The sequence below is a fragment of the Azospirillum sp. P4_B5 genome (assembly GCF_056402275.1).
In genome coordinates this window covers 1-19,498 of the sequence record NZ_JBFUHT010000059.1, presented here as the reverse complement: position 1 = coordinate 19,498, position 19,498 = coordinate 1, and the positions used below count along the sequence as shown (strand labels likewise).

14 protein-coding genes are annotated in these 19,498 nt (G+C 69.4%); 8 read left to right on the top strand and 6 right to left on the bottom strand.

Annotated elements, in window-relative coordinates:
* Positions 1–108: 108 nt before the first annotated feature.
* The 5 genes from AC1DVI_RS28980 (at position 109) to AC1DVI_RS28960 (ending at position 6,095) form a co-directional block, all read left to right on the top strand.
* On the top strand, positions 109–1,113 hold the full coding sequence (locus AC1DVI_RS28980; RefSeq protein ID WP_476960912.1) for a BMP family protein: 1,005 nt from the start codon (positions 109–111) through the stop codon (positions 1,111–1,113).
* Positions 1,114–1,296: 183 nt separating this feature from the next.
* A complete protein-coding gene (locus AC1DVI_RS28975) occupies positions 1,297–2,838 on the top strand; it encodes an ABC transporter ATP-binding protein (RefSeq protein ID WP_476960911.1) in 1,542 nt (513 codons plus the stop codon).
* Positions 2,828–3,877, top strand: coding sequence for an ABC transporter permease (locus AC1DVI_RS28970; protein WP_094307311.1), 1,050 nt, complete (start codon positions 2,828–2,830; stop codon positions 3,875–3,877). Before AC1DVI_RS28975 ends, AC1DVI_RS28970 begins: the two co-directional genes overlap by 11 nt.
* A gap of 5 nt (positions 3,878–3,882) precedes the next feature.
* Positions 3,883–4,806, top strand: a complete 924-nt coding sequence (locus AC1DVI_RS28965; RefSeq protein WP_035673431.1) for an ABC transporter permease — start codon at positions 3,883–3,885, stop codon at positions 4,804–4,806.
* Positions 4,806–6,095 (top strand): amidohydrolase family protein, encoded by a 1,290-nt coding sequence (locus AC1DVI_RS28960; RefSeq protein WP_476960910.1) that lies wholly within the window; start codon positions 4,806–4,808, stop codon positions 6,093–6,095. Before AC1DVI_RS28965 ends, AC1DVI_RS28960 begins: the two co-directional genes overlap by 1 nt.
* Before the next feature lie 12 nt (positions 6,096–6,107).
* Here the strand turns inward: AC1DVI_RS28960 and AC1DVI_RS28955 are convergent, their stop codons facing one another.
* The gene (locus AC1DVI_RS28955) at positions 6,108–8,171 is read right to left on the bottom strand and encodes a methyl-accepting chemotaxis protein (protein WP_476960909.1); all 2,064 of its coding nucleotides are present in this window, start codon (positions 8,169–8,171) and stop codon (positions 6,108–6,110) included.
* A gap of 356 nt (positions 8,172–8,527) precedes the next feature.
* On the opposite strand from AC1DVI_RS28955, the gene AC1DVI_RS28950 reads away from it, so the two are divergent.
* The gene (locus AC1DVI_RS28950) at positions 8,528–8,956 is read left to right on the top strand and encodes a PAS domain-containing protein (RefSeq protein WP_014200102.1); all 429 of its coding nucleotides are present in this window, start codon (positions 8,528–8,530) and stop codon (positions 8,954–8,956) included.
* A gap of 83 nt (positions 8,957–9,039) precedes the next feature.
* A complete protein-coding gene (gene frc / locus AC1DVI_RS28945; protein WP_476960908.1) occupies positions 9,040–10,290 on the top strand; it encodes a formyl-CoA transferase in 1,251 nt (416 codons plus the stop codon).
* Between the two features lie 127 nt (positions 10,291–10,417).
* Here frc and AC1DVI_RS28940 read toward each other — a convergent pair whose 3' ends face one another.
* A complete protein-coding gene (locus AC1DVI_RS28940; RefSeq protein ID WP_014200106.1) occupies positions 10,418–10,678 on the bottom strand; it encodes a hypothetical protein in 261 nt (86 codons plus the stop codon).
* A gap of 97 nt (positions 10,679–10,775) precedes the next feature.
* Here AC1DVI_RS28940 and soxR point away from each other — a divergent pair, with 97 nt between their 5' ends.
* Entirely contained in the window at positions 10,776–11,237 is a 462-nt protein-coding gene (gene soxR, locus AC1DVI_RS28935; protein WP_476960907.1) for a redox-sensitive transcriptional activator SoxR, read from the top strand.
* A 437-nt stretch (positions 11,238–11,674) separates the two neighbouring features.
* Here the strand turns inward: soxR and AC1DVI_RS28930 are convergent, their stop codons facing one another.
* The 4 genes from AC1DVI_RS28930 to AC1DVI_RS28915 form a co-directional block, all read right to left on the bottom strand.
* Positions 11,675–12,520: an IclR family transcriptional regulator gene (locus AC1DVI_RS28930; RefSeq protein WP_476960906.1), complete on the bottom strand. Its 846-nt coding sequence runs from the start codon at positions 12,518–12,520 to the stop codon at positions 11,675–11,677.
* A 111-nt stretch (positions 12,521–12,631) separates the two neighbouring features.
* Positions 12,632–15,385 carry a formate dehydrogenase subunit alpha gene (gene fdhF, locus AC1DVI_RS28925; protein ID WP_476960905.1) on the bottom strand — a complete coding sequence of 918 codons (2,754 nt, stop codon included), beginning with the start codon at positions 15,383–15,385 and terminating at the stop codon, positions 12,632–12,634.
* 1 nt (position 15,386) lies between these two features.
* Positions 15,387–18,764: an oxalyl-CoA decarboxylase gene (gene oxc, locus AC1DVI_RS28920; protein ID WP_476960904.1), complete on the bottom strand. Its 3,378-nt coding sequence runs from the start codon at positions 18,762–18,764 to the stop codon at positions 15,387–15,389.
* 41 nt (positions 18,765–18,805) lie between these two features.
* A partial coding sequence (locus AC1DVI_RS28915; protein WP_476960903.1) for a GntR family transcriptional regulator occupies positions 18,806–19,498 on the bottom strand: 693 nt, incomplete at its 5' end.

The following is a 19,498-nucleotide window of genomic DNA, read 5'->3' as shown; positions in this document are numbered from 1 at the left end:
CCCGTGAGAGCCGCAGCAGGGCTGACGCGCACGGAATGGCATTGCCGTTGCAACGCCTCTGCTGCATTTCTGAGCTGAAACAGCAAAGCAGACGGAGGGGGTTGCAAAATGGGGAATCTGTTGGGCGTGGCGCGGCGCGCCGTCCTGTGCGGTGCGGCGGCGGTCGCCGTCGCGGCGATGGCTCTGCCCGCCTGGGCCCAGTCGAAGGTCAAGGTCGCCGGCATCTACACCGTGCCGATCGAGCAGCAGTGGGTCAGCCGCATCCACACCGCCCTGAAGGCCGCCGAGGCCCGCGGCGAGATCGAGTATGTCTGGGCCGAGTCGGTCGCCAACACCGATTATGAGCGCGTGATGCGCCAGTACGCCGAGGGCGGCCAGCAGCTCGTCTTCGGCGAGGTCTTCGGCGTCGAGCGCGCGGCCCGCGCCGTCGCGAAGGACTATCCCAAGACCGCCTTCGTCATGGGTTCCAGCTTCAAGCCGCAGGAGCCGAACTTCTCGGTCTTCGACAACTACATCCAGGAGCCGGCCTATCTGACCGGCATGATTGCGGGTGCGGTGTCCAAGTCGAACGTCATCGGCATGGTCGGCGGCTATCCGATCCCGGAGGTGAACCGCCTGATGAACGCCTTCATGGAAGGCGCCAAGGAGGTGAACCCGAACGTGAAGTTCATGGTCAGCTTCATCGGCTCCTGGTTCGACCCGCCCAAGGCCAAGGAAGCCGCCTTCGCCATGATCGACCGCGGCGCCGACGTGATGTACGCCGAGCGTTTCGGCGTGTCCGACGCCGCCAAGGAGCGCAAGGTCCTGGCCATCGGCAACGTCATCGACACCCAGCCGCAGTACCCGGAGACCGTGGTCGCCAGCGCGCTCTGGCACATGGAGCCGTCGGTGGACCGCGCCATCGCCGCGGTGAAGGCCGGCAGCTACAAGGCCGAGGATTACGGCCCCTACAGCCAGATGGTCCACAAGGGCTCCAGCCTCGCCCCGCTCGGCACCTTCGAGGGCAAGGTTCCCGCCGACGTCGTGGCCAAGGTGAAGGCCCGCCAACAGGAGATCCTCGACGGCAAGTTCACCGTGAAGGTGAACGACAACGAGCCCAAGTCGACGATGTGATCCCATACCCCTTCTCCCCCCTGGGGAGAAGGTCGGGATGAGGGGCGGCCGCAGGCCGGACACGCAAGCTCATTGCAGCGCGTGGACGCCCTGACGGGCGCCCCCTCACCCCAACCTCTCCCCAGAGGGGAGAGGGAATTTTGTTGCGTTCTTTGCTGCCTTCCCGGCACCCCGCGGACATCCATGACATCACCCCCCATCGTCCTCCGCCTCTCCGGCATCACGAAGCGGTTCGGGCCGCTCGTCGCCAACGATTCGATCTCGCTGACGCTCCACAAGGGCGAGGTGCTGGCCCTGCTGGGCGAGAACGGCGCCGGCAAGACGACCCTGATGAACATCCTATTCGGCCATTACGTGGCCGATGAAGGAACCATCGAGGCGTTCGGCCGGCCGCTTCCCCCCGGCTCCCCCCGCGCGGCGCTGGCCGCCGGGATCGGCATGGTCCACCAGCACTTCACGCTGGCCGACAACCTGTCGGTGCTCGACAACATCGCCGTGGGTACGGAATCGCTGTGGCGCCCGCGCTCCGACCGCGCCGCCGCCAAGGCGAAGCTGCTCGACCTCGCCCGCCGCTTCGGGCTGGAGGTGCGACCCGACGCGCTGGTCGGCGATCTGTCGGTGGGCGAGCGGCAGCGGGCCGAGATCCTGAAGGCGCTCTACCGCGACGCCCGCGTCCTGATCCTGGACGAGCCGACCGCGGTGCTGACCCCGCAGGAATCCGCCAGCCTGTTCGACACGCTGCGCCGCCTGACCGCCGACGGTCTGGCCGTGGTCTTCATCAGCCACAAGATGAACGAGGTCTTCGCGGCCAGCGACACGGTCGCAGTCCTGCGCGGCGGTCGCCTCGTCGCCACCCGCAGGACCGCCGAGACCGACCGCGAGGAGCTGGCCGAGCTGATGGTCGGCCGCGCCCTGAAGCCGCCCACCCCGACCCCGCTGGAGCCGGGCGAGCCGGTGCTGACGCTGTCCGGCGTCACCGTCGCCTCCGGCCACGGGCGCCCGCTGCTCGACGGCGTGGACCTGACCGTGCGCCGCCGCCAGATCGTCGGCATCGCCGGCGTGTCGGGCAACGGGCAGACCGCGCTGGCCGAGCTGGTCAGCGGCCTGATCCACCCCGACTCCGGCACCATGGCGCTGAAGGGCGAGCCCGCCGGCGACGCCGGCCCGGCCGAAATGGTCCGGCGCGGCGTCGCCCGCATTCCGGAGGACCGGCACGCCGCCGGCCTCGTCGGCGCCATGGCGGTGTGGGAGAACCTGATCGCCGAGCGCTACAACGACCCCGCCTTCCAGCGCTTCGGCCTGATCCGCCGGGGGGCCGCCCGCGCCTACGCCGAGGAGGTGATCGAAGCGTTCGACGTGCGCTGTCCGGGACCGGACGCCCGCACGCAGCTGCTGTCCGGCGGCAACATGCAGAAGCTGATCCTGGGCCGCACGCTGGCCCACGGTCCGGACCTGATCCTGGCGAGCCAGCCGACCCGCGGCCTCGACGTCGGCGCCGTGTCCTACGTCCACGGGCGGTTGCTGGAAGCCCGCGCCGCCGGGGCCGGGGTGCTGGTGATCTCCGAGGATCTGGACGAGATCCTGGCGCTGGCCGACGGCATCACCGTCGCCTATCACGGGCGCCTCACCCCCGTTCTGCCGCACGGCCGCGTGTCGGTCCGCCAACTCGGTCTGCTGATGGCCGGGCATTGGGAGATTTTGCCGGAGATCGTCGATGCGGCTTGAACCGCGAGAGCATACCCCGCTGGCCGCCCGCCTGCTGGCACCCGTGGCGGCGGTGGCGGCGGCGCTGGCGCTCTGCGCGCTGCTGGTCGCCTGGACCGGCGCGCCGGTGCTGCGCGCCTACGGCCTGCTGCTGGAGGGGGCCGCCGGCTCCCGCTTCGCCCTGACCGAGACGCTGACCCGCGCCACCCCGTTGATCCTCACCGGCCTCGCCGCCGCCGTCGCCTTCCGCGCCAAGCTGTGGAACATCGGGGCGGAGGGGCAGCTCTACATGGGCGCGCTCGCCGCCGTCGTGCTGGGCGGCGGGATGCTGGACCTGCCGGCCTGGCTGCTGCTGCCCACGGTGATGATCGCCGGGGCCGCCGCAGGGGGCGCCACGCTGCTCGGCCCCGCCGTGCTGAAGGTGCGCTTCGGTGTGGACGAGGTGGTGACGACGCTGCTGCTGAACTTCATCGTCCTGCTGCTCGTCTCCATGCTGCTGGAGGGCGCGCTGAAGGACCCCATGGGCATGGGCTGGCCGCAATCCGCCCCCGTCGTCGAGGCGGCCGAGCTGCCCAAGCTGGTCGAGCGCACGCGGCTGCACACCGGCCTGCTGGTCGCGCTCGGCCTGTCGGCCCTGCTCTGGCTGATCGACACCCGGACCATCTGGGGCTACGAGAACCGGGCGGTCGGCGCCAACCCGCGCGCCGCGGCATTCGCCGGCATGCCGGTGACCCGCGTCATGCTGCGCACCGCCCTGCTGTCCGGTGGGCTGGCCGGGCTGGCCGGGGTGATCGAGGTCTGCGGGCTGAAGGGCTACCTGACGCTCGACCTGTCGCCGGGCTTCGGCTACAGCGGCATCGTCGTCGCCATGCTGGCGCAGCTTCACCCGGTGGGCGTGGTCGGGGCGGCGGTCTTCATCGCCGGCATCTTCGTCGGCGCCGACGCCATGAGCCGCGCCATGCCGGTGCCCAACTACATCGCCGACGTGCTCGTCGCCACCAGCCTGCTGTGCATGCTGGTCGCCGGGCTGCTGACGCGCTACCGGCTGCGGCGGGGGTGAGCGCCATGGAGCTGTTCCAAACGATCCTCGACATCCTGGTCTCCGCCGCCTTCTGGACGGCGGTGCTGCGCATCGCCACCCCCTACATCCTCGGCACGCTGGGCGAACTCCTGTGCGAGCGGGCCGGCGTGCTGAACCTCGGCATCGAGGGCATCATGACGATGGGCGCCATGGCCGGCTGGATGGCCGTCTACCAGGGGGCCGACCTGTGGACCGGCGTGCTGGTGGCGGCACTCTGCGGCGGGCTGATGGGTCTGCTGCACGCCACCCTGACGGTGCCGCTGGGCCTGTCGCAGCATGTGGCGGGCATCGGCGTGACGCTGCTCGGCACCAGCCTGTCCTACTTCGTCTACCGCCTCGTCCTGCCGCAGGCGAGCACCCCGCCGACCATCGAGCCGTTCCAGCCGCTGGCCCTGCCGGGCGCGCTGGCCCAGACGCCGATGACCTACATGGCGCTGATCCTGGTGGCCGTGGTCGCCTACGTCCTCTACCGCACGCCGGTCGGGCTGGCGGTGCGCATGGTCGGCGAGAATCCGGCGGCGGCGGAGGCCCAGGGCCTGAGCGTCACCGCGGTGCGCATCGGCGCGGTGGTGGCGGGAAGCGCGCTGATGGCGCTGGCCGGGGCCTTCCTCACCCTGTCGGCCTTCAACGCCTTCTTCTTCAACATGGTCAACGGGCGCGGCTGGATCTGCATCGCGCTGGTCGTCTTCGCCTCCTGGCGGCCCGGCAAGGCGCTTCTGGGGGCGGTGCTGTTCGCCGCCTTCGACGCGCTGCAATTGCGGCTCCAGCAGGTGGCGGGGGGCGTCCTGCCCTACCAGCTGTTCCTGATGATGCCCTACCTGTTGAGCATCCTGGCGCTGGTGCTGGTGGCGCGCCGCGCCTCCTACCCGCGGGCGCTGATGATCCCGTACCGCAAAGGAGAACGCTGATGTTCGATCTGATCCTGCGCCGCGCCACGCTGCCCGACGGCCGCACCGGCATGGACATCGGCGTCCGCGAGGGCCGCATCGCCGCCGTGGAAAAGGACCTGCCCGGTCCCGCCGGGGAGGAGATCGACGCCACGGGCCGGCTGGTCACGCCGCCCTTCGTCGATTCGCACTTCCACATGGATTCGACGCTCAGTTACGGCCTGCCACGGGTCAACCGCTCCGGCACGCTGCTGGAGGGCATCGCGCTGTGGGGCGAGTTGAAGCCGCAGCTCGTCCAGGACGCCATCGTCGAGCGGGCGCTGGCCTATTGCGACTGGGCGGTGGCGCGCGGGTTGCTGGCGATCCGCAGCCATGTCGATATCTGCGACCCGCGCCTGCTGGCCGTGGAATCGCTGCTGGAGGTCAAGCGGCGGGTCGCCCCCTACCTCGACCTGCAACTGGTCGCCTTCCCGCAGGACGGCGTCCTGCGCGCCCCCGGCGCGGTGGACCTGCTTCGCCGTGCGCTCGACATGGGCGTGGACGTGGTCGGCGGCATCCCGCATTTCGAGCGGACCATGGCCGACGGTGCGGCCTCCGTGAAACTGCTCTGCGAGATCGCGGCGGAGCGCGGGCTGCTGGTCGACATGCATTGCGACGAGTCGGATGACCCGCTGTCCCGCCATGTCGAGACGCTGGCCTACGAGACGCAGCGGTTGGGGATGCAGGGCCGGGTGACCGGCTCTCACCTCACCTCCATGCATTCCATGGACAACTACTACGTCTCCAAGCTGATCCCGCTGATGGTCGAGGCGAACCTCGGCGTCATCGCCAACCCGCTCATCAACATCACGCTCCAGGGCCGCCACGACAGCTACCCCAAACGCCGTGGCATGACCCGCGTGCCGGAGCTGATGGGCGCCGGCCTGACGGTGGCGCTGGGCCACGACTGCGTGATGGACCCCTGGTACCCGCTCGGCTCCGGCGACATGCTGGAGGTCGCGCACATGGGCCTGCATGTCGGGCAGATGACCGGTTACGACGGGATGTTGGCCTGTTTCCGCGCGGTGACGGAGGCCCCGGCCAGGCTGCTCCACCTCGACGGCTATGGGCTGGAGGTGGGCTGCCACGCCGATCTGGTGGTGCTCCAGGCCGCCGACCCGGTGGAGGCGATCCGAACCCGCGCCACCCGCCTGTTCGTCCTGCGCCGCGGCGCCGTGGTCAGCCGCTGCGCCCCGGTGGAGGCGCGGCTCTCCCTGCCCGGCCGCCCGGAGTCGGTGTCCTTCACTCTGCCCACGGCGCGGGCGACGTAACCGTTCCGCAGATCATGCTTTGTGGACCCCGGCGATGAAGCGGTCGATTTCGCGGGCCAGTTCCTTGGACTGACCGGCCACCCCGGCGGCGGCGGCGAGGAGCTGGTCGGCGGCGGCGCCCGTGTCGCCCGCTCCGGCCCGGATCTCGCCCATGCCGCCGCTGACCTCGCGGGCGCCGTCGGCGGCCTGCAGGACGCTGCGGGCGATGTCGCGGGTGGCGGCGGACTGCTGGTCCACCGCCGCCGCGATGCCGGACGCGATGCGGCTGACCTGGGCGATGGTCTGGCTGATGCTCCGCACCGCCTCCACCGCCTCGCCCGTCGCGTCGCGGATGCCCTTGATCTGGCCGACGATGTCCTCGGTCGCGCGGGCGGTCTGGTTCGCCAGGCTCTTGACCTCTCCGGCGACCACCGCGAAGCCCTTGCCGGCCTCGCCGGCGCGGGCCGCCTCGATGGTGGCGTTGAGCGCCAGCAGGTTGGTCTGGCCGGCGATGTCGTTGATCAGGCCGACGACGGCGCCGATCCGCTCCGCGCTGTCGGCCAGCACGACAACGGCCGCGTCGGCCCGCTTCACGTCGGCCACCGCCGCCTCGGCGATGCGTGCGGACTCGCCCACCTGCTGCCCGATCTCCTCCACCGAGGCCGACAGCTCCTCGGTCGCGGCGGCGGCGGTCTGCACGTTGTCGGCGGCGGAATGGGCGGAGAGCGTCATCCGCTCCGACCGGCCATGGGTCTGCTCGGCGATGCCGGTGAGGGCGCGGGCGGTGGATTCGAGCTGCTGCGCCGCCGACGCCAGCGCCCCAGTCAGGCCGCCCGCCCGCTCCTCGAACCCGTTTTGCAGGTCGAGCAGGGCGGCGGTCCGCGCCTCCCTGGCGCGCCACTCCGCCTCCTGCTGGCGGCCCAGGTCGCGGGCCTGCACCAACCCCTGCTTGAACACCCCGACCGCGCGGGCCATGGCGCCCGCCTCGTCCTTGCGGTCGGCGCCGGGAATCGCGGCGTCCAGATCGCCGGCGGCCAGCCGGTCCATGGTGACGGTCAGCCCGGCAATCGGCCGGGCGATGCCGTCGCCCACCCGCCACGCCACCAGACCGCCGAGCAGGATGCAGCCCGCCCCGACCAGAACGGTCAGCAGGGTCAGCCGGTTGGCGTCGGCCATCACGCTGGCCTGCGGCGCGGCGACCAGGAACGACCACGCGCCGTCGGCGCCGGTGAAGCGCACCGGCGACAGGCGCAGGTAATAGGGGGCGCCGCCAAGCGTGACGACGCCGTCGTAGGCCCGCCCCTCGGCGATGGCGCGGCGCGCCTCCTCCGGCAGGTCGTCGGCGGGATGGGACAGGCGGCCGGCGTCGGGATGGGCCACATAGACCCCGGCGCCGGTGAGGACCGCCGCGTGGCCGTCGCCGTAGGGCTTCACCCGGCGGACCAGATCGGTCAGGCCGCTCAGCGTCAGGTCGACGCCGGCGACGCCGATCACCCGGTCGCCGTCCTTCACCGGTGCTGCGGCGCTGGTCATCAACGTCTTGGTCAGATCGTCCAGATAGGGTTCGGTCAGCACCGGCTTCCCGGCCGCGGCGGCCGCCCGGTAATATTCCTTCTCCTTCACGTCGGAGAAGGGATAGCCCTCGCTGTCGTCGGCCTTGGGGCCGGGCAGCCACAGCAGGCTCATCCGCCCGGTGCCGGGCAGCCCCAGGATCTCGCCGGCGCGGTCCCGCCCGGCGACGTCGCGGTCGCGCCCGTCGAACCCGTCGTCAGCCATGTCCACCCACACGCCGGCGTAGAGCGGGCCGACCGCCATCAGGCGGTTGAGGTAGCGGTTGACCGTCTCCCGGCGTGGGGCGCCGGTGGAGCGTTCCACCTCCACCAGCGCGGCGGCGGAACGGGCGTCGGCCAGGGCGGCGGAGATGTCTGCGGCCACCCGCGCGCCGTGGTGGTCGGCGGTTTCGGCCACCAGGGTCGTGACCGCCCGCTCCGCGGCGTCGCGCGACAGGAACAGGGAAACCGAGGTGACCGCCGCCGCTCCCACGGCCAGGACAGCGGTCATGCCGATGATGATCTTGGTTCTGAAACGCCCCGTCATGCCCCTACCCTGTCCATGCCGCCGCCCCGGATCAGGGGCGGTCGGCCATCTTGGCACACCGAAAACCGGACGGCCATATCTGCCGGTCACGGATCATCCGCCGGCTCAACGATGGCGAGTGCGCGCATCGGGCTGCCCCCGTTCCCACTCTCCGGCATTTGCCGCGAAAGGTCCGAAGGGCGATTAGTTCGCCTAACGCACAAAAGGGCTTGCCAGGCATTTCGCATCTGGTATACGGTATCTCACATCCCATCGCGCTTCGGAAACGAAGTGCAAAACCAGCGGCGCGGGCGTGTTTTGAAGAAAACATGACGGCGCCCGAAGGTTTCGGGTCCGGTGTCGGAGCGAATGCTTTCATGAGCGCAACAGTCGATTTCGCACAGCTGGTCATGGCCGCCGGGGACGCGATCGTCGTGTCCGACGCGCAGGGCGCCATCACGCTGTGGAATCCAGCGGCCGAGCGGATGTTCGGCTTCGCGGAGGGCGAAGCGCTGGGGCAATCGCTCGACATCATCATCCCGGAACGCCAGCGCCAGCGCCATTGGGACGGCTACGCCAACACCATGCGCACGGGCCAGACGCGCTACGGCAGCGATGTGCTGCGCGTCCCGGCCCTGCACAAGGACGGGCACGCCCTGTCCATCGCCTTCACGGTCGCCCTGCTGACCGCGCCGGACGGCACGGTGACCGGAATCGTCGCCATCATCCGCGACGAGAGCAGCCGCTGGGCCGAGGAGCGCAAGCTCCGCCGACGCCTGTCGGAGTTGGAGTCCGCAAGCCAGTAACCCACAACCCATCCCGCCAGTTTGTCCGTGTTGTCCAGTGCTCAACAACGGCATCGCAATAAGTGAGAGGGAGTAAACGAGCCATGAGCAAGCCGCTCGAAGGAATCAAGATCATCGACTTCACCCACGTTCAGGCCGGCCCTGCCTGCACGCAGCTCCTCGCCTGGTACGGCGCGGACGTCATCAAGGTGGAGCGGCCGGGTTCCGGCGACGTCACCCGCAACCAGCTCCGTGACATTCCCGACGCGGACGCGCTCTACTTCACGATGCTGAACAGCAACAAGCGCTCGCTGACGCTGGACACCAAGACCCCGGCGGGCAAGGAAATCCTTGAGAAGCTGATCAAGGAATCCGACGTCCTCGTGGAGAATTTCGGGCCGGGCGCGCTCGACCGCATGGGCTTCACCTGGGAGCGCATCAACGAGCTGAACCCGGGCATGATCGTCGCCTCGGTGAAGGGCTTCAGCGACGGCCACCATTACGAAGACCTGAAGGTCTACGAGAACGTCGCCCAGTGCGCCGGCGGTGCGGCGTCGACCACCGGCTTCTGGGACGGCCCGCCGACCGTCAGCGCCGCCGCTCTCGGCGACAGCAACACCGGCATGCACCTCGCCATCGGCATCCTGACCGCCCTCATGGGCCGTTCGAAGACCGGCAAGGGCCAGAAGGTCGCCGTGTCGATGCAGGACTCGGTCATCAACCTCTGCCGCGTCAAGCTGCGCGACCAGCAGCGTCTCGACCGCGTCGGCTACCTGGAAGAGTACCCGCAGTACCCGCACGGGGAGTTCTCCGACGTCGTTCCGCGTGGCGGCAACGCCGGCGGTGGTGGCCAGCCGGGCTGGGTCCTGAAGTGCAAGGGCGCCGAAACCGACCCGAACGCCTACATCTACTTCACCATCCAGGGCCACGCCTGGGCGCCGATTTGTAAGGCTCTCGGCAAGCCGGAGTGGATCGACGATCCGGCCTACAACACCCCCCTGGCGCGCCAGGACAAGATCTTCGACATCTTCGCCTTCATCGAAGGCTGGCTGGCCGACAAGACGAAGTACGAGGCGGTCGACATCCTGCGCAAGTTCGACATCCCGTGCGCCCCGGTGCTGACCATGAAGGAGATCGCCGATTGCCCGTCGCTCCGCAAGAGCGGCACGATCGTCGAGGTCGATCACAAGGCCCGCGGCAAGTACCTGACCGTCGGCAGCCCGATCAAGTTCTCGGACATGACCGTCGAAGTGACCGGTTCGCCGCTCCTCGGCGAGCACTCCGACGAGGTTCTGGCCAGCCTCGGCTACACGCCGGAGCAGATCGCCGAGCTGCACGCCAACAAGGTTGTCTGATCGCTTCCCGACAGTCTGACGGCACACCTCGCGAAGACGGCGCCCCCAAAAGGGGCGCCGTTCCTTTTTGTGCGTCCGGCCCCCTGTTCTCTCCAGGGCCCGCTCTCTCCATGGAGAGAGGGCGCTTTCAGCGCAGCCACTCCCTCACTTCACGGATGCGCTGGTTGCCCTCCGGCGTGCGGGCGTAGGCCTTGCCGTACTGGGTCTCATACTCGCGCACGAAGCCCTGGCGCAGCAGCCCGTCCAGCACCGGGCGGACGATGGCCGGCTTCAGGTTCGCGGCCTTGGTGATCGTCAGGAACGAGGCCGGCAGAGCCGTCACCTCCGGCCCCGGCGTGGCGCGCAGGGTGTTGAGCGAAGTCCAATCGACGGAGGTTGGTGAAATCATCGGCTACCCTCGATGCGGCGCGCTGTTGACTCTCTCTCGATACGACCTCAACTTCACTTGAGGTCAAGAGGTTCCGAACCCCAGGGGAGGCCCGGCGATGGCGATTCTCGATCCCGCCGACATGGACAAGGATCTTTCCGTGGGCGAGGTCGCGGAACGCTCCGGAGTGGCAGTGTCCACCATCCACTTCTACGAATCAAAGGGGCTGATCACAAGCTGGCGGAGCAGCGGGAACCAGCGCCGCTTCCCCCGCGACGTGCTCCGGCGCATTGCCGTCATCAAGGTTGCCCAGCGCCTGGGCGTCCCGCTGGCCACCATCGCGCAGGCGCTGAAGACCTTGCCGGACGGCCGCACGCCCACCGCAGAGGACTGGAAACGCTTGTCCGCGGCCTGGAAGGCGGACCTGGACGAGCGCATCGCCGTGCTCACCAGGCTGCGCGACGGGCTGGAGGGGTGCATCGGCTGCGGCTGCCTGTCGCTCGGGGAATGCCCGCTGCGCAACCCCTGGGACGAGCTGTCGGAGGACGGTCCCGGCCCGCGCCTGCTCGATCCGCGGTGACATCCGCGCTGTTTTGCCGCACCGCAGCATAGCCTCCTCATCCGGAGCCGTCCCGGCAATAAAAAGGCCGTGCTGTTTCCAGCACGGCCAGTATCCGAGAGGCTCGCATATAATGCGGAGCAACAACCCGCCCGATACAAAGGGTGAAGAACCCTGTGTAAGAAGAATGATGCCCGAGTCTTCTCCGGGACGCAACAAGGAATCCCAAGTTTCCACATTGCGGAAACAAAGTATTTTTCCAAAAAAAGACCGCGCCGTTGCGGGCGCGGTCAGTTTCTTCAGGGCAGCACTACGTGACAGGAAGGAAAACCGGGGTAACAGCCGCCTCGACCCAATCCGAAGGATTTGCGGATCGGGGCGGATCGCGCCTCCCGGCCGGCGCGAATTCGAATTCCGTAAGGGTGTTCCGGATCAGGCCCAGGGATCAGGCCCAGGGATCAGGTCGGGAAACGCCCGCCGATCTCGGCGGTGACCGCCGCGGCGGTGCGCTTGACCATCTCACCGAAGGCCACGACGCGGGCGTCGTCCAGGCGCCGGTTGGTGCTCGACAGCGACAGGGCGCCGATGACTCGGGCCTGCTCGTCGTAGATCGCCGCGGCGACGCAGTGCAGACCGCTGACCCGCTCCTCCTGGTCCACGGCGTAGCCGCGGTCCCGCGTCAGGATCAGCTCCCGGTGCAGCGCCGGGATCGACGACACGGTGGTCCGGGTGAACTGGCGCATGCCGCGCTGGGTCACGATGCTCTGCACCCGCGTGTCGGGCATACCGGCGAGCAGCGCCTTGCCCACCGCGGAACAGTGCAGCAGCGTGCGGTCGGTGACGGGCAGCGCCGCCTGGGCGACGCGCGGGCCGCCGACGCGGTGCAGATAGATGGCCTCGCCGTTCTCCTCGATGGCCAGATTGACGACCTCGCTGGTCTCCTCCATCAGCCGGCGCATGCGCGGACGGGCGACGTCGAGCAGGCTGCGCGTCTTCAGGAAGCCGGTGCCGGTCATGTAGGCCTGCACCCCGACCGCCCAGCCGCGCTTGCCCTGGTCGAAGCGCACGTAGCGCTCCTCCTGCAGGGTGGTCAGCAGGCGGTGCGCCGTGGAGGGCGAGAGATGCGCCGCTTCGGCCACCGCGGTCAGGCTCATCGGGCTGTCCGACTGGCCGAGGATGGTCATGATGCTCAGTGCCCGCGACAGCGACTGCACCAGATTGCCCTTCGCCGCACGGTCCACGGTTTCCGCGCGGCTTTCGGCTCGCGGGACCGGGGGTGCCATCATCAGCGCTTGCGTCTTCATCGTCCCATCCCTCTCGAAATCGTCCGGCGCTGTTGCAGCCGCGCCGTTGTCGTCCTCGGGTGTGGCGGCCCCCGCGTCTCCCCTTGCCGGGGATCGGGGGCCGCCGGTTGGCTATGCCGCCGGCTCGATGCGGGCCGCGGCGAACTTGAACTCGGGAATCTTCCCGTAGGGGTCCAGCTTCGGGTTGGTCAGCACGTTGGCCGCCGCCTCGGCGTAGCAGAAGGGCACGAACACCAGCCCGGACGGGACGTTGTAGTCCGACCGCGCCTTCAGCTCGATGGTGCCGCGCCGGGTGGTGACCTTCATGCGGTCGCCGCCCTTGGCGCCCATCCGCCGCAGGTCCGCCGGGCTCATGTAGGCCACCGCCTCCGGCTCCAGATCGTCCAGAACCTGGGCGCGCCGGGTCATCGATCCGGTGTGCCAATGCTCCAGCTGGCGCCCGGTGGTCAGCACCATCGGGAACTCGGCGTCCGGCTCCTCGGCCGGCGGGATCACGTCGGCGGGGACCAGACGCCCGCGGCCGGTGGCCGTGGGGAAGCCGTCGCCGAACACGATCTCCTGGCCCGGATCGTCCGCGGACAGGCTGGGGTAGGTCACCGAGCGCTCGCGCTCCAGACGTTCCCAGGTGATGTTGTCGAGCGACGGCATCGCCCCCTTCATCTCCCGGAACACGTCGCGCGGATGCTCGTAGGTCCAGTCGAGACCCAGGCCGCGGGCCATGGCGTTGACGATCCACAGGTCCTGCCGGGCCTCGCCCGGCGGCGGCAGGGCCTGACGGCCGAGCTGAACCTGGCGGTTGGTGTTGGTCACCGTGCCGGTCTTCTCCGGCCAGGCCGAGGCGGGCAGCACCACGTCGGCGTATTTGGCCGTCTCGGTCAGGAACAGGTCCTGCACCACCAGATGGTCGAGCTTGGCCAGCGCGTCGCGGGCGTGCTCCACGTCCGGGTCGGACATGGCCGGGTTCTCGCCCATCACGTACATGCCGTGCAGCGAGCCGGCGTGGATCGCGTCCATGATCTCGACGACCGTCAGGCCGCGCTTGGAGTCGAGCTTGGTGTCCCAGAAATCCTCGTAGAAGGCGTGGACCTCGGGATCGTCCACTGGACGGTAGTCCGGGAACATCATCGGGATCAGGCCGGCGTCGGAGGCGCCCTGGACGTTGTTCTGGCCGCGCAGCGGGTGCAGGCCGGTGCCGGGGCGCCCGATCTGGCCGGTGACCAGCGACAGGGCGATCAGGCAGCGCACGTTGTCGGTGCCGTGGGTGTGCTGCGACACGCCCATGCCCCAGAAGATGATCGAGCCCTTGGAGGTGGCGTAAAGGCGCGCGACCTCGCGGAGCTGCTCCGCCGGGATGCCGCAGACCGGTTCCATGGCCTCCGGGGTGAAGCTGGCGATGTGGGCGCGCAGCTCCTCGAAGTCCTGGGTGTGCTCGGCCACATACTGAGCGTCGTACAGCCCTTCGCTGATGATGACGTTCAGCATCGCGTTCAGCATGGGCACGTCACGGCCCGGCTTGAACTGGAGCATGTGGCTGGCGTGGCGCTTCAGCACCTGGCCGCGCGGGTCCATGATGACCAGTTTGGCGCCGCGCTTGGCCGCGTTCTTGAAGAAGGTCGCGGCGACCGGGTGGTTCTCCGTCGGGTTGGAGCCGATGACGACGATCACCTCGGCGTCCTTGGCCGCCATGAAGGGCGCCGTCACCGCGCCCGACCCGATGCCCTCGATCAGCGCCGCCACCGAGGAGGCGTGGCACAGGCGGGTGCAATGGTCGACGTTGTTGGTGCCGAAGCCGACGCGCACCAGCTTCTGGAACAGGTAGGCTTCCTCGTTGGAGCCCTTGGCCGAACCGAAGCCGGCGAGCGCCGAGCCGCCCCGCTCGTCGCGGATCTTGCGCAGGCCGGCGGTGGCGACCTCCAGTGCCTCCTCCCAGCTCGCCTCGCGGAAATGGGTCAGCGGGTTGAGCGGGTCGATGTCCACGTCGTGCTTGGACACGCCCTCCTTGCGGATCAGCGGCTTGGTCAGGCGGTGCGGGTGGTGGATGTAGTCGAAGCCGAAGCGGCCCTTCACGCACAGCCGGTTCTTGTTGGCCGGGCCGTCGCCGCCCGTCACCGACAGCAGCTTCTCGTCCTTGATGTTGTAGGTCAGCTGGCAACCGACGCCGCAATAGGGGCAGACGCTGTCCACCTTGCGGTCCGGGGCGGCGGCGAAGACGCCGCTGTTCAGGTCCACCTGAGTCTTCGGCATCAGCGCGCCGGTCGGGCAGGCCTGGACGCACTCGCCGCAGGCGACGCAGGTGCTGTCGCCCATCGGGTCGGCGAAGTCGAAGACGATCGTCTCCTTGTGGCCGCGCAGCGCCATGCCGATCACGTCGTTGACCTGGACCTCTCGGCAGGCGCGGACGCACAGGTTGCACTGGATGCAGGCGTCGAGCTGCACCGCCATGGCCGGGTGGCTGAAGTCGGGCTTCGGCGCATGCTCGCGGGTCGGGAAGCGGCTGTCCGAGACCTCCAGGCGGTCGGCCCAGCGCCAGAACTTGCTGTCGGGGTCGTGGGCCTCCTCCCGCTTCGGCTGGTCAGCGACCAGCATCTCGATGACCATCTTGCGGGCGAACTTGGCGTTCTCGCTGGCCGAGCGGACGCGCATGCCCGGCGTCGGGTGGCGCACGCAGGAGGCCGACATGGCGCGCTCGCCGTCGACCTCGACCATGCAGGCCCGGCAGTTGCCGTCCGCGCGGTAGCCCGGCTCGTCGGCGTAGCAGAGATGCGGGATCTCGGTGCCCAGGCGGTTGGCGACCTGCCAGATCGTCTCGCCGGGGTGGGCTTCGACGAGTTCGTCGTCGAGGTGGAACAGGATGCGGTCGCTCATATCACCGGACCTCCCCGCGCAGATCATCGCGGAAGTGCTTCAGCGCACTCTTGAGTGGGTTCATCGCGGCCTGACCCAGGCCGCAGATCGACGCCGTGCCCATCAGCCGGGCGAGTTCCGTCAAAAGCGGCTCGTCCCACACCGGCTGCTTGATGAGCGCCACCGCCTTCTCCGTTCCGACGCGGCAGGGCGTACACTGGCCGCAGCTCTCGTCCTCGAAGAAGTCCAGCAGGTTGCGCACGACCTTGCGCATGTCGTCCTGGTCCGACAGCACGACCACCGCGGCGGAGCCGATGAAGCAGCCGTGCTGCTCCAGCGTGCCGAAGTCCAGCGGGATGTCGTCCATGCTGGCGGGCAGGATGCCGCCCGACGCGCCGCCGGGCAGGTAGCCCTTCAGCGTGTGGCCGTCGGCCATGCCGCCGCAATACTCGTCGATCAGCTCGCGGATGGTGACGCCGGCGGGGGCCAGCTTCACGCCCGGGTCCTTCACGTGACCGGAGACGGAGTAGCTGCGCAGGCCCTTGCGGCCGTTGCGCCCGTGGCTGCCCCACCAGTCGGCGCCCTTCTCAAGGATGTCCCTGATCCAGAACAGCGTCTCGACGTTGTTGATGAGGGTCGGGCGGCCGAACAGGCCGACGACCGACGGGAAGGGCGGCTTGTGCCGCGGCAGGCCGCGCTTGCCCTCGATGCTCTCCAGCATCGCGGACTCCTCGCCGCAGATGTAGGCCCCGGCGCCGCGCCGCAGATGGATGCGGGTGTGACCGGCGAGGCCGGCCTTCTCCACGGCGGCGATCTCGTGCTCCAGCACCTCGCGGATGTGCGGGTACTCGTCGCGCAGGTAGATGTAGACGTCGGTCGCCTCGACCACCCAGGCGCCGATCAGCATCCCTTCCAGGAATCGGTGCGGATCGTTCTCCAGATAGTAGCGGTCCTTGAAGGTGCCCGGCTCGCCCTCGTCCCCGTTCACCGCCATCAGGCGGGGGCCGGGTTCGTGGCGGACGAAGCGCCACTTGCGGCCGGTCGGGAAGCCGGCGCCGCCGAGGCCGCGCAGGTTGGCGCCCTCCAGCTTGCCGAGGATGTCGTCCACCGGGACGTTGCCGGCGAGACAGTCGGCGAGCAGGCGGTAGCCGCCCTCCGCCTTGTACTGCTCCAGGCTGACATAGGTGGGGAGCTGCGGGTGCGTCTCGCCGTTCTTCACGGCGGTGACCACGCTCTCGACCGTAGCGTTCTCGTGCAGGGCGTGGCCGATGGCCACCGCCGGGGCGTTGTGGCAGGCGCCCATGCAGGGGGCGCGCACCACCCGGACGTCCGGCCCCATGTCGGCGGCTTTCAGCTCGTCCAGCAGCTTCTCGCCGCCGGCCATGCAGCAGGACAGGCTGTCGCAGACCCGGACGGTCACGGGCGGAGGGGCTTCCTCCCCGTCCATCACGATGTCGAAGTGGGCGTAGAAGGACGCCACCTCGTACACTTCCACCAGGGACAGCCGCATCTCGTGGGCCAGCGCCGCGAGATGGCGGGCGTGCAGCCCGTGATAAGTGTCCTGCAACAGGTGCAGATGCTCGATCAGCAGATCCCGCTGCCGGGACCGGTCGCCGAGAAGGTCCTGCACCTCCGCCAGGGCCGCCGGATCGACCCCCTTGCGGACGGCGCTGGTGGGGTTGAGGCTGCCGATGTTGCCGCTCTCCGACCCGGCGTTGGGGTCGATCACCGCGTTGATCAGCGTCGGCCGGCCGCTGTCCATCGCCGCGCTGACCGCGCGGTACAGCTCGTCCGGCGTCGTCACGTTGACGCCSKCGCCGCCGAAGGCCTCCATCATCTTGTCGTAGCGCGAGTCCGGAACGAAGACCATCGGCGACGGGTCCGACCCGCCCGTCGGGTTCACGTCCGTCCCCTTGTAGATGCCGTTGTTGTTGAACACCACGATGCACACCGGCAGGTTGTAGCGGCAGATCGTCTCCACCTCCATGCCCGAGAAGCCGAASGCGCTGTCGCCCTCCACCGCCAGAACCGGCTTGCCCGACTCCACCGCAGCCGCCACCGCGAAGCCCATCCCGATGCCCATCACGCCCCAGGTCCCGACGTCCAGGCGCTTGCGCGGCTGGTGCATGTCGATGATCCCGCGCGCCAGGTCCAGCGTGTTCGCCCCCTCGTTCACCAGCAGCGCCTCGGGCCGYTCCTGCACCACCCGGCGCAGCGCGCCCAGAGCGCCGTGGAAGTTCATCGGCGAGGCGTTGCTCATCAGCCGGGGCGCCATCTTAGCGATGTTCGCCTCCTTGCGCGCCGACACMGCCCCCGTCCACTCCGCCGGCGGCGGCGTCCAGCCCTTCSCCATGCCSGCSGTCAGGGCCGACACGCAGGACCCGATGTCGCCAACCAGCGGCGCCACGATCGCCACGTTGCTGTCCATCTCGCGCGGCTCGATGTCGATCTGGATGAAGGTCTTCGACCCCGGCTCGCCCCAGGTCTTGCCCTTGCCGTGCGACAACAGCCAGTTCAGGCGCGCGCCGACCAGCACCACCACGTCGGCGTCCTTCAGMACCATCGAGCGCGCCGCGCCCGCCGACTGCGGGTGGGTGTCGGGAAGCAGACCCTTGGCCATGCTCATCGGCAGGAACGGGATGCCGCTCTTCTCGACCAGCTCGCGCACCGCCTCGTCGGCCTGGGCGTAGGCCGCGCCCTTGCCGAGGATGATCAGCGGTCGCTTGGCGCCCTTCAGCACCTCCAGCGCGCGCGAGACCGAGTCCGGCGAGGGCAGCTGCGCCGGGGCGGCGTCGACCACCTTGACCAGCGAGCGCGCCCCCTCGGCGGCGTCCATCACCTGCGAGAACAGCTTGGCCGGCAGGTCGAGGTAGACGCCGCCCGGACGGCCCGACACCGCGGCGCGGATCGCGCGGGCCACCGCGATGCCGATGTCCTGGGCGTGCAGCACGCGGAAGGCCGCCTTGCACAGCGGCTTGGCGATGGCCAGCTGGTCCATCTCCTCGTAGTCGCCCTGCTGGAGRTCGACGATCTCGCGCTCCGACGAGCCGGAGATCAGGATCATCGGGAAGCAGTTGGTGGTGGCGTTGGCCAGCGCGGTCAGGCCGTTGAGGAAGCCCGGCGCCGAGACGGTCATGCACACGCCCGGCTTCTTGGTCAGGAAGCCGGCGATGGCGGCGGCGTTGCCGGCGTTCTGCTCGTGGCGGAAGGAGATGACCCGCAGCCCCTCGCCCTGGGCCATGCGCAGCAGGTCGGAAATCGGGATGCCCGGCACGACGTAGAGGTTCTCGATGCCGTTGAGCTTGAGGGCATCGATGACGAGCTGGAAACCATCCGTCAGCGCCGGTTCCGCATCGGTGGCGGCCGTGGCTTGGTTGTTGAGGACTGTGACGGCTGACATAAGGGTTACTCCTCCCCGACTCTTATTCGGTTCACGATCGGTCAATCGAGAAAATCGCAGTGCTGTTCGACATGGCGGGCCAGCCCCAGCGTGTGCTCGCGCACCCGCCGCTCGGCCAGGTCRGCGTCGCGCCGGGTCAGGGCGTCGATGATGTCGCGGTGCTCGACGATGGACGTCTCGGCCCGGCCGCCGCGGCGCATGGTGACGCGGCGGATGGCCCGCATGTGGATGAAGAAGCGGTCGGTCAGGTCGGCGATGAGCGTGCAGCCCGAGGCCTGGATGATCGACTGGTGGAAGGCGACGTTGGCGTCGGAATACTCCAGCACGTGRTCGGCCAGMTCGCCKTCTTCGGCGAAGCGGTCGAAGGTCKCGYGCAGGTCGGCCATGCCGCGCTCGTCGGCGCGCTCGACGAAGAGGCGGGCGGCCATGCCCTCCAGCGCCGCGCAGACGGTGATCATCTCGATGATCTCCGCCTTGGTCTTGCGCACSACGAAGATGCCGCGCCGGGGCATGGAGCGGATGAARCCCTCCTGCTCCAGCAGCGCCATGGCTTCGCGCACCGGGGTGCGGCTGACGCCCAGCGCCTCGCAGAGCTGGCGCTCGTCGAGGCGGATCTCGCTCGGCCCGCCGTAGATGTCCATCTGGGTGATGGCTTGGCGCAGCGACTGGTAGGCCTTGGCCTTGAAGCTCATCCCCTGATCCAGGGGTGCGACCGAGAAACTCATCGTCTGCAT

What these genes read in the sequence shown, in the direction of transcription:
- AC1DVI_RS28940 (WP_014200106.1), bottom strand. Translation starts at nt 10,678, where the DNA reads ATGATTTCACCAACCTCCGTCGATTGGACTTCGCTCAACACCCTGCGC.
- AC1DVI_RS28960 (WP_476960910.1), top strand. Translation starts at nt 4,806, where the DNA reads ATGTTCGATCTGATCCTGCGCCGCGCCACGCTGCCCGACGGCCGCACC.
- AC1DVI_RS28930 (WP_476960906.1), bottom strand. Translation starts at nt 12,520, where the DNA reads ATGAAGACGCAAGCGCTGATGATGGCACCCCCGGTCCCGCGAGCCGAA.
- AC1DVI_RS28965 (WP_035673431.1), top strand. Translation starts at nt 3,883, where the DNA reads ATGGAGCTGTTCCAAACGATCCTCGACATCCTGGTCTCCGCCGCCTTC.
- frc (WP_476960908.1), top strand. Translation starts at nt 9,040, where the DNA reads ATGAGCAAGCCGCTCGAAGGAATCAAGATCATCGACTTCACCCACGTT.
- AC1DVI_RS28955 (WP_476960909.1), bottom strand. Translation starts at nt 8,171, where the DNA reads ATGACGGGGCGTTTCAGAACCAAGATCATCATCGGCATGACCGCTGTC.
- AC1DVI_RS28950 (WP_014200102.1), top strand. Translation starts at nt 8,528, where the DNA reads ATGAGCGCAACAGTCGATTTCGCACAGCTGGTCATGGCCGCCGGGGAC.
- AC1DVI_RS28980 (WP_476960912.1), top strand. Translation starts at nt 109, where the DNA reads ATGGGGAATCTGTTGGGCGTGGCGCGGCGCGCCGTCCTGTGCGGTGCG.
- AC1DVI_RS28975 (WP_476960911.1), top strand. Translation starts at nt 1,297, where the DNA reads ATGACATCACCCCCCATCGTCCTCCGCCTCTCCGGCATCACGAAGCGG.
- AC1DVI_RS28970 (WP_094307311.1), top strand. Translation starts at nt 2,828, where the DNA reads ATGCGGCTTGAACCGCGAGAGCATACCCCGCTGGCCGCCCGCCTGCTG.
- soxR (WP_476960907.1), top strand. Translation starts at nt 10,776, where the DNA reads ATGGCGATTCTCGATCCCGCCGACATGGACAAGGATCTTTCCGTGGGC.
- fdhF (WP_476960905.1), bottom strand. Translation starts at nt 15,385, where the DNA reads ATGAGCGACCGCATCCTGTTCCACCTCGACGACGAACTCGTCGAAGCC.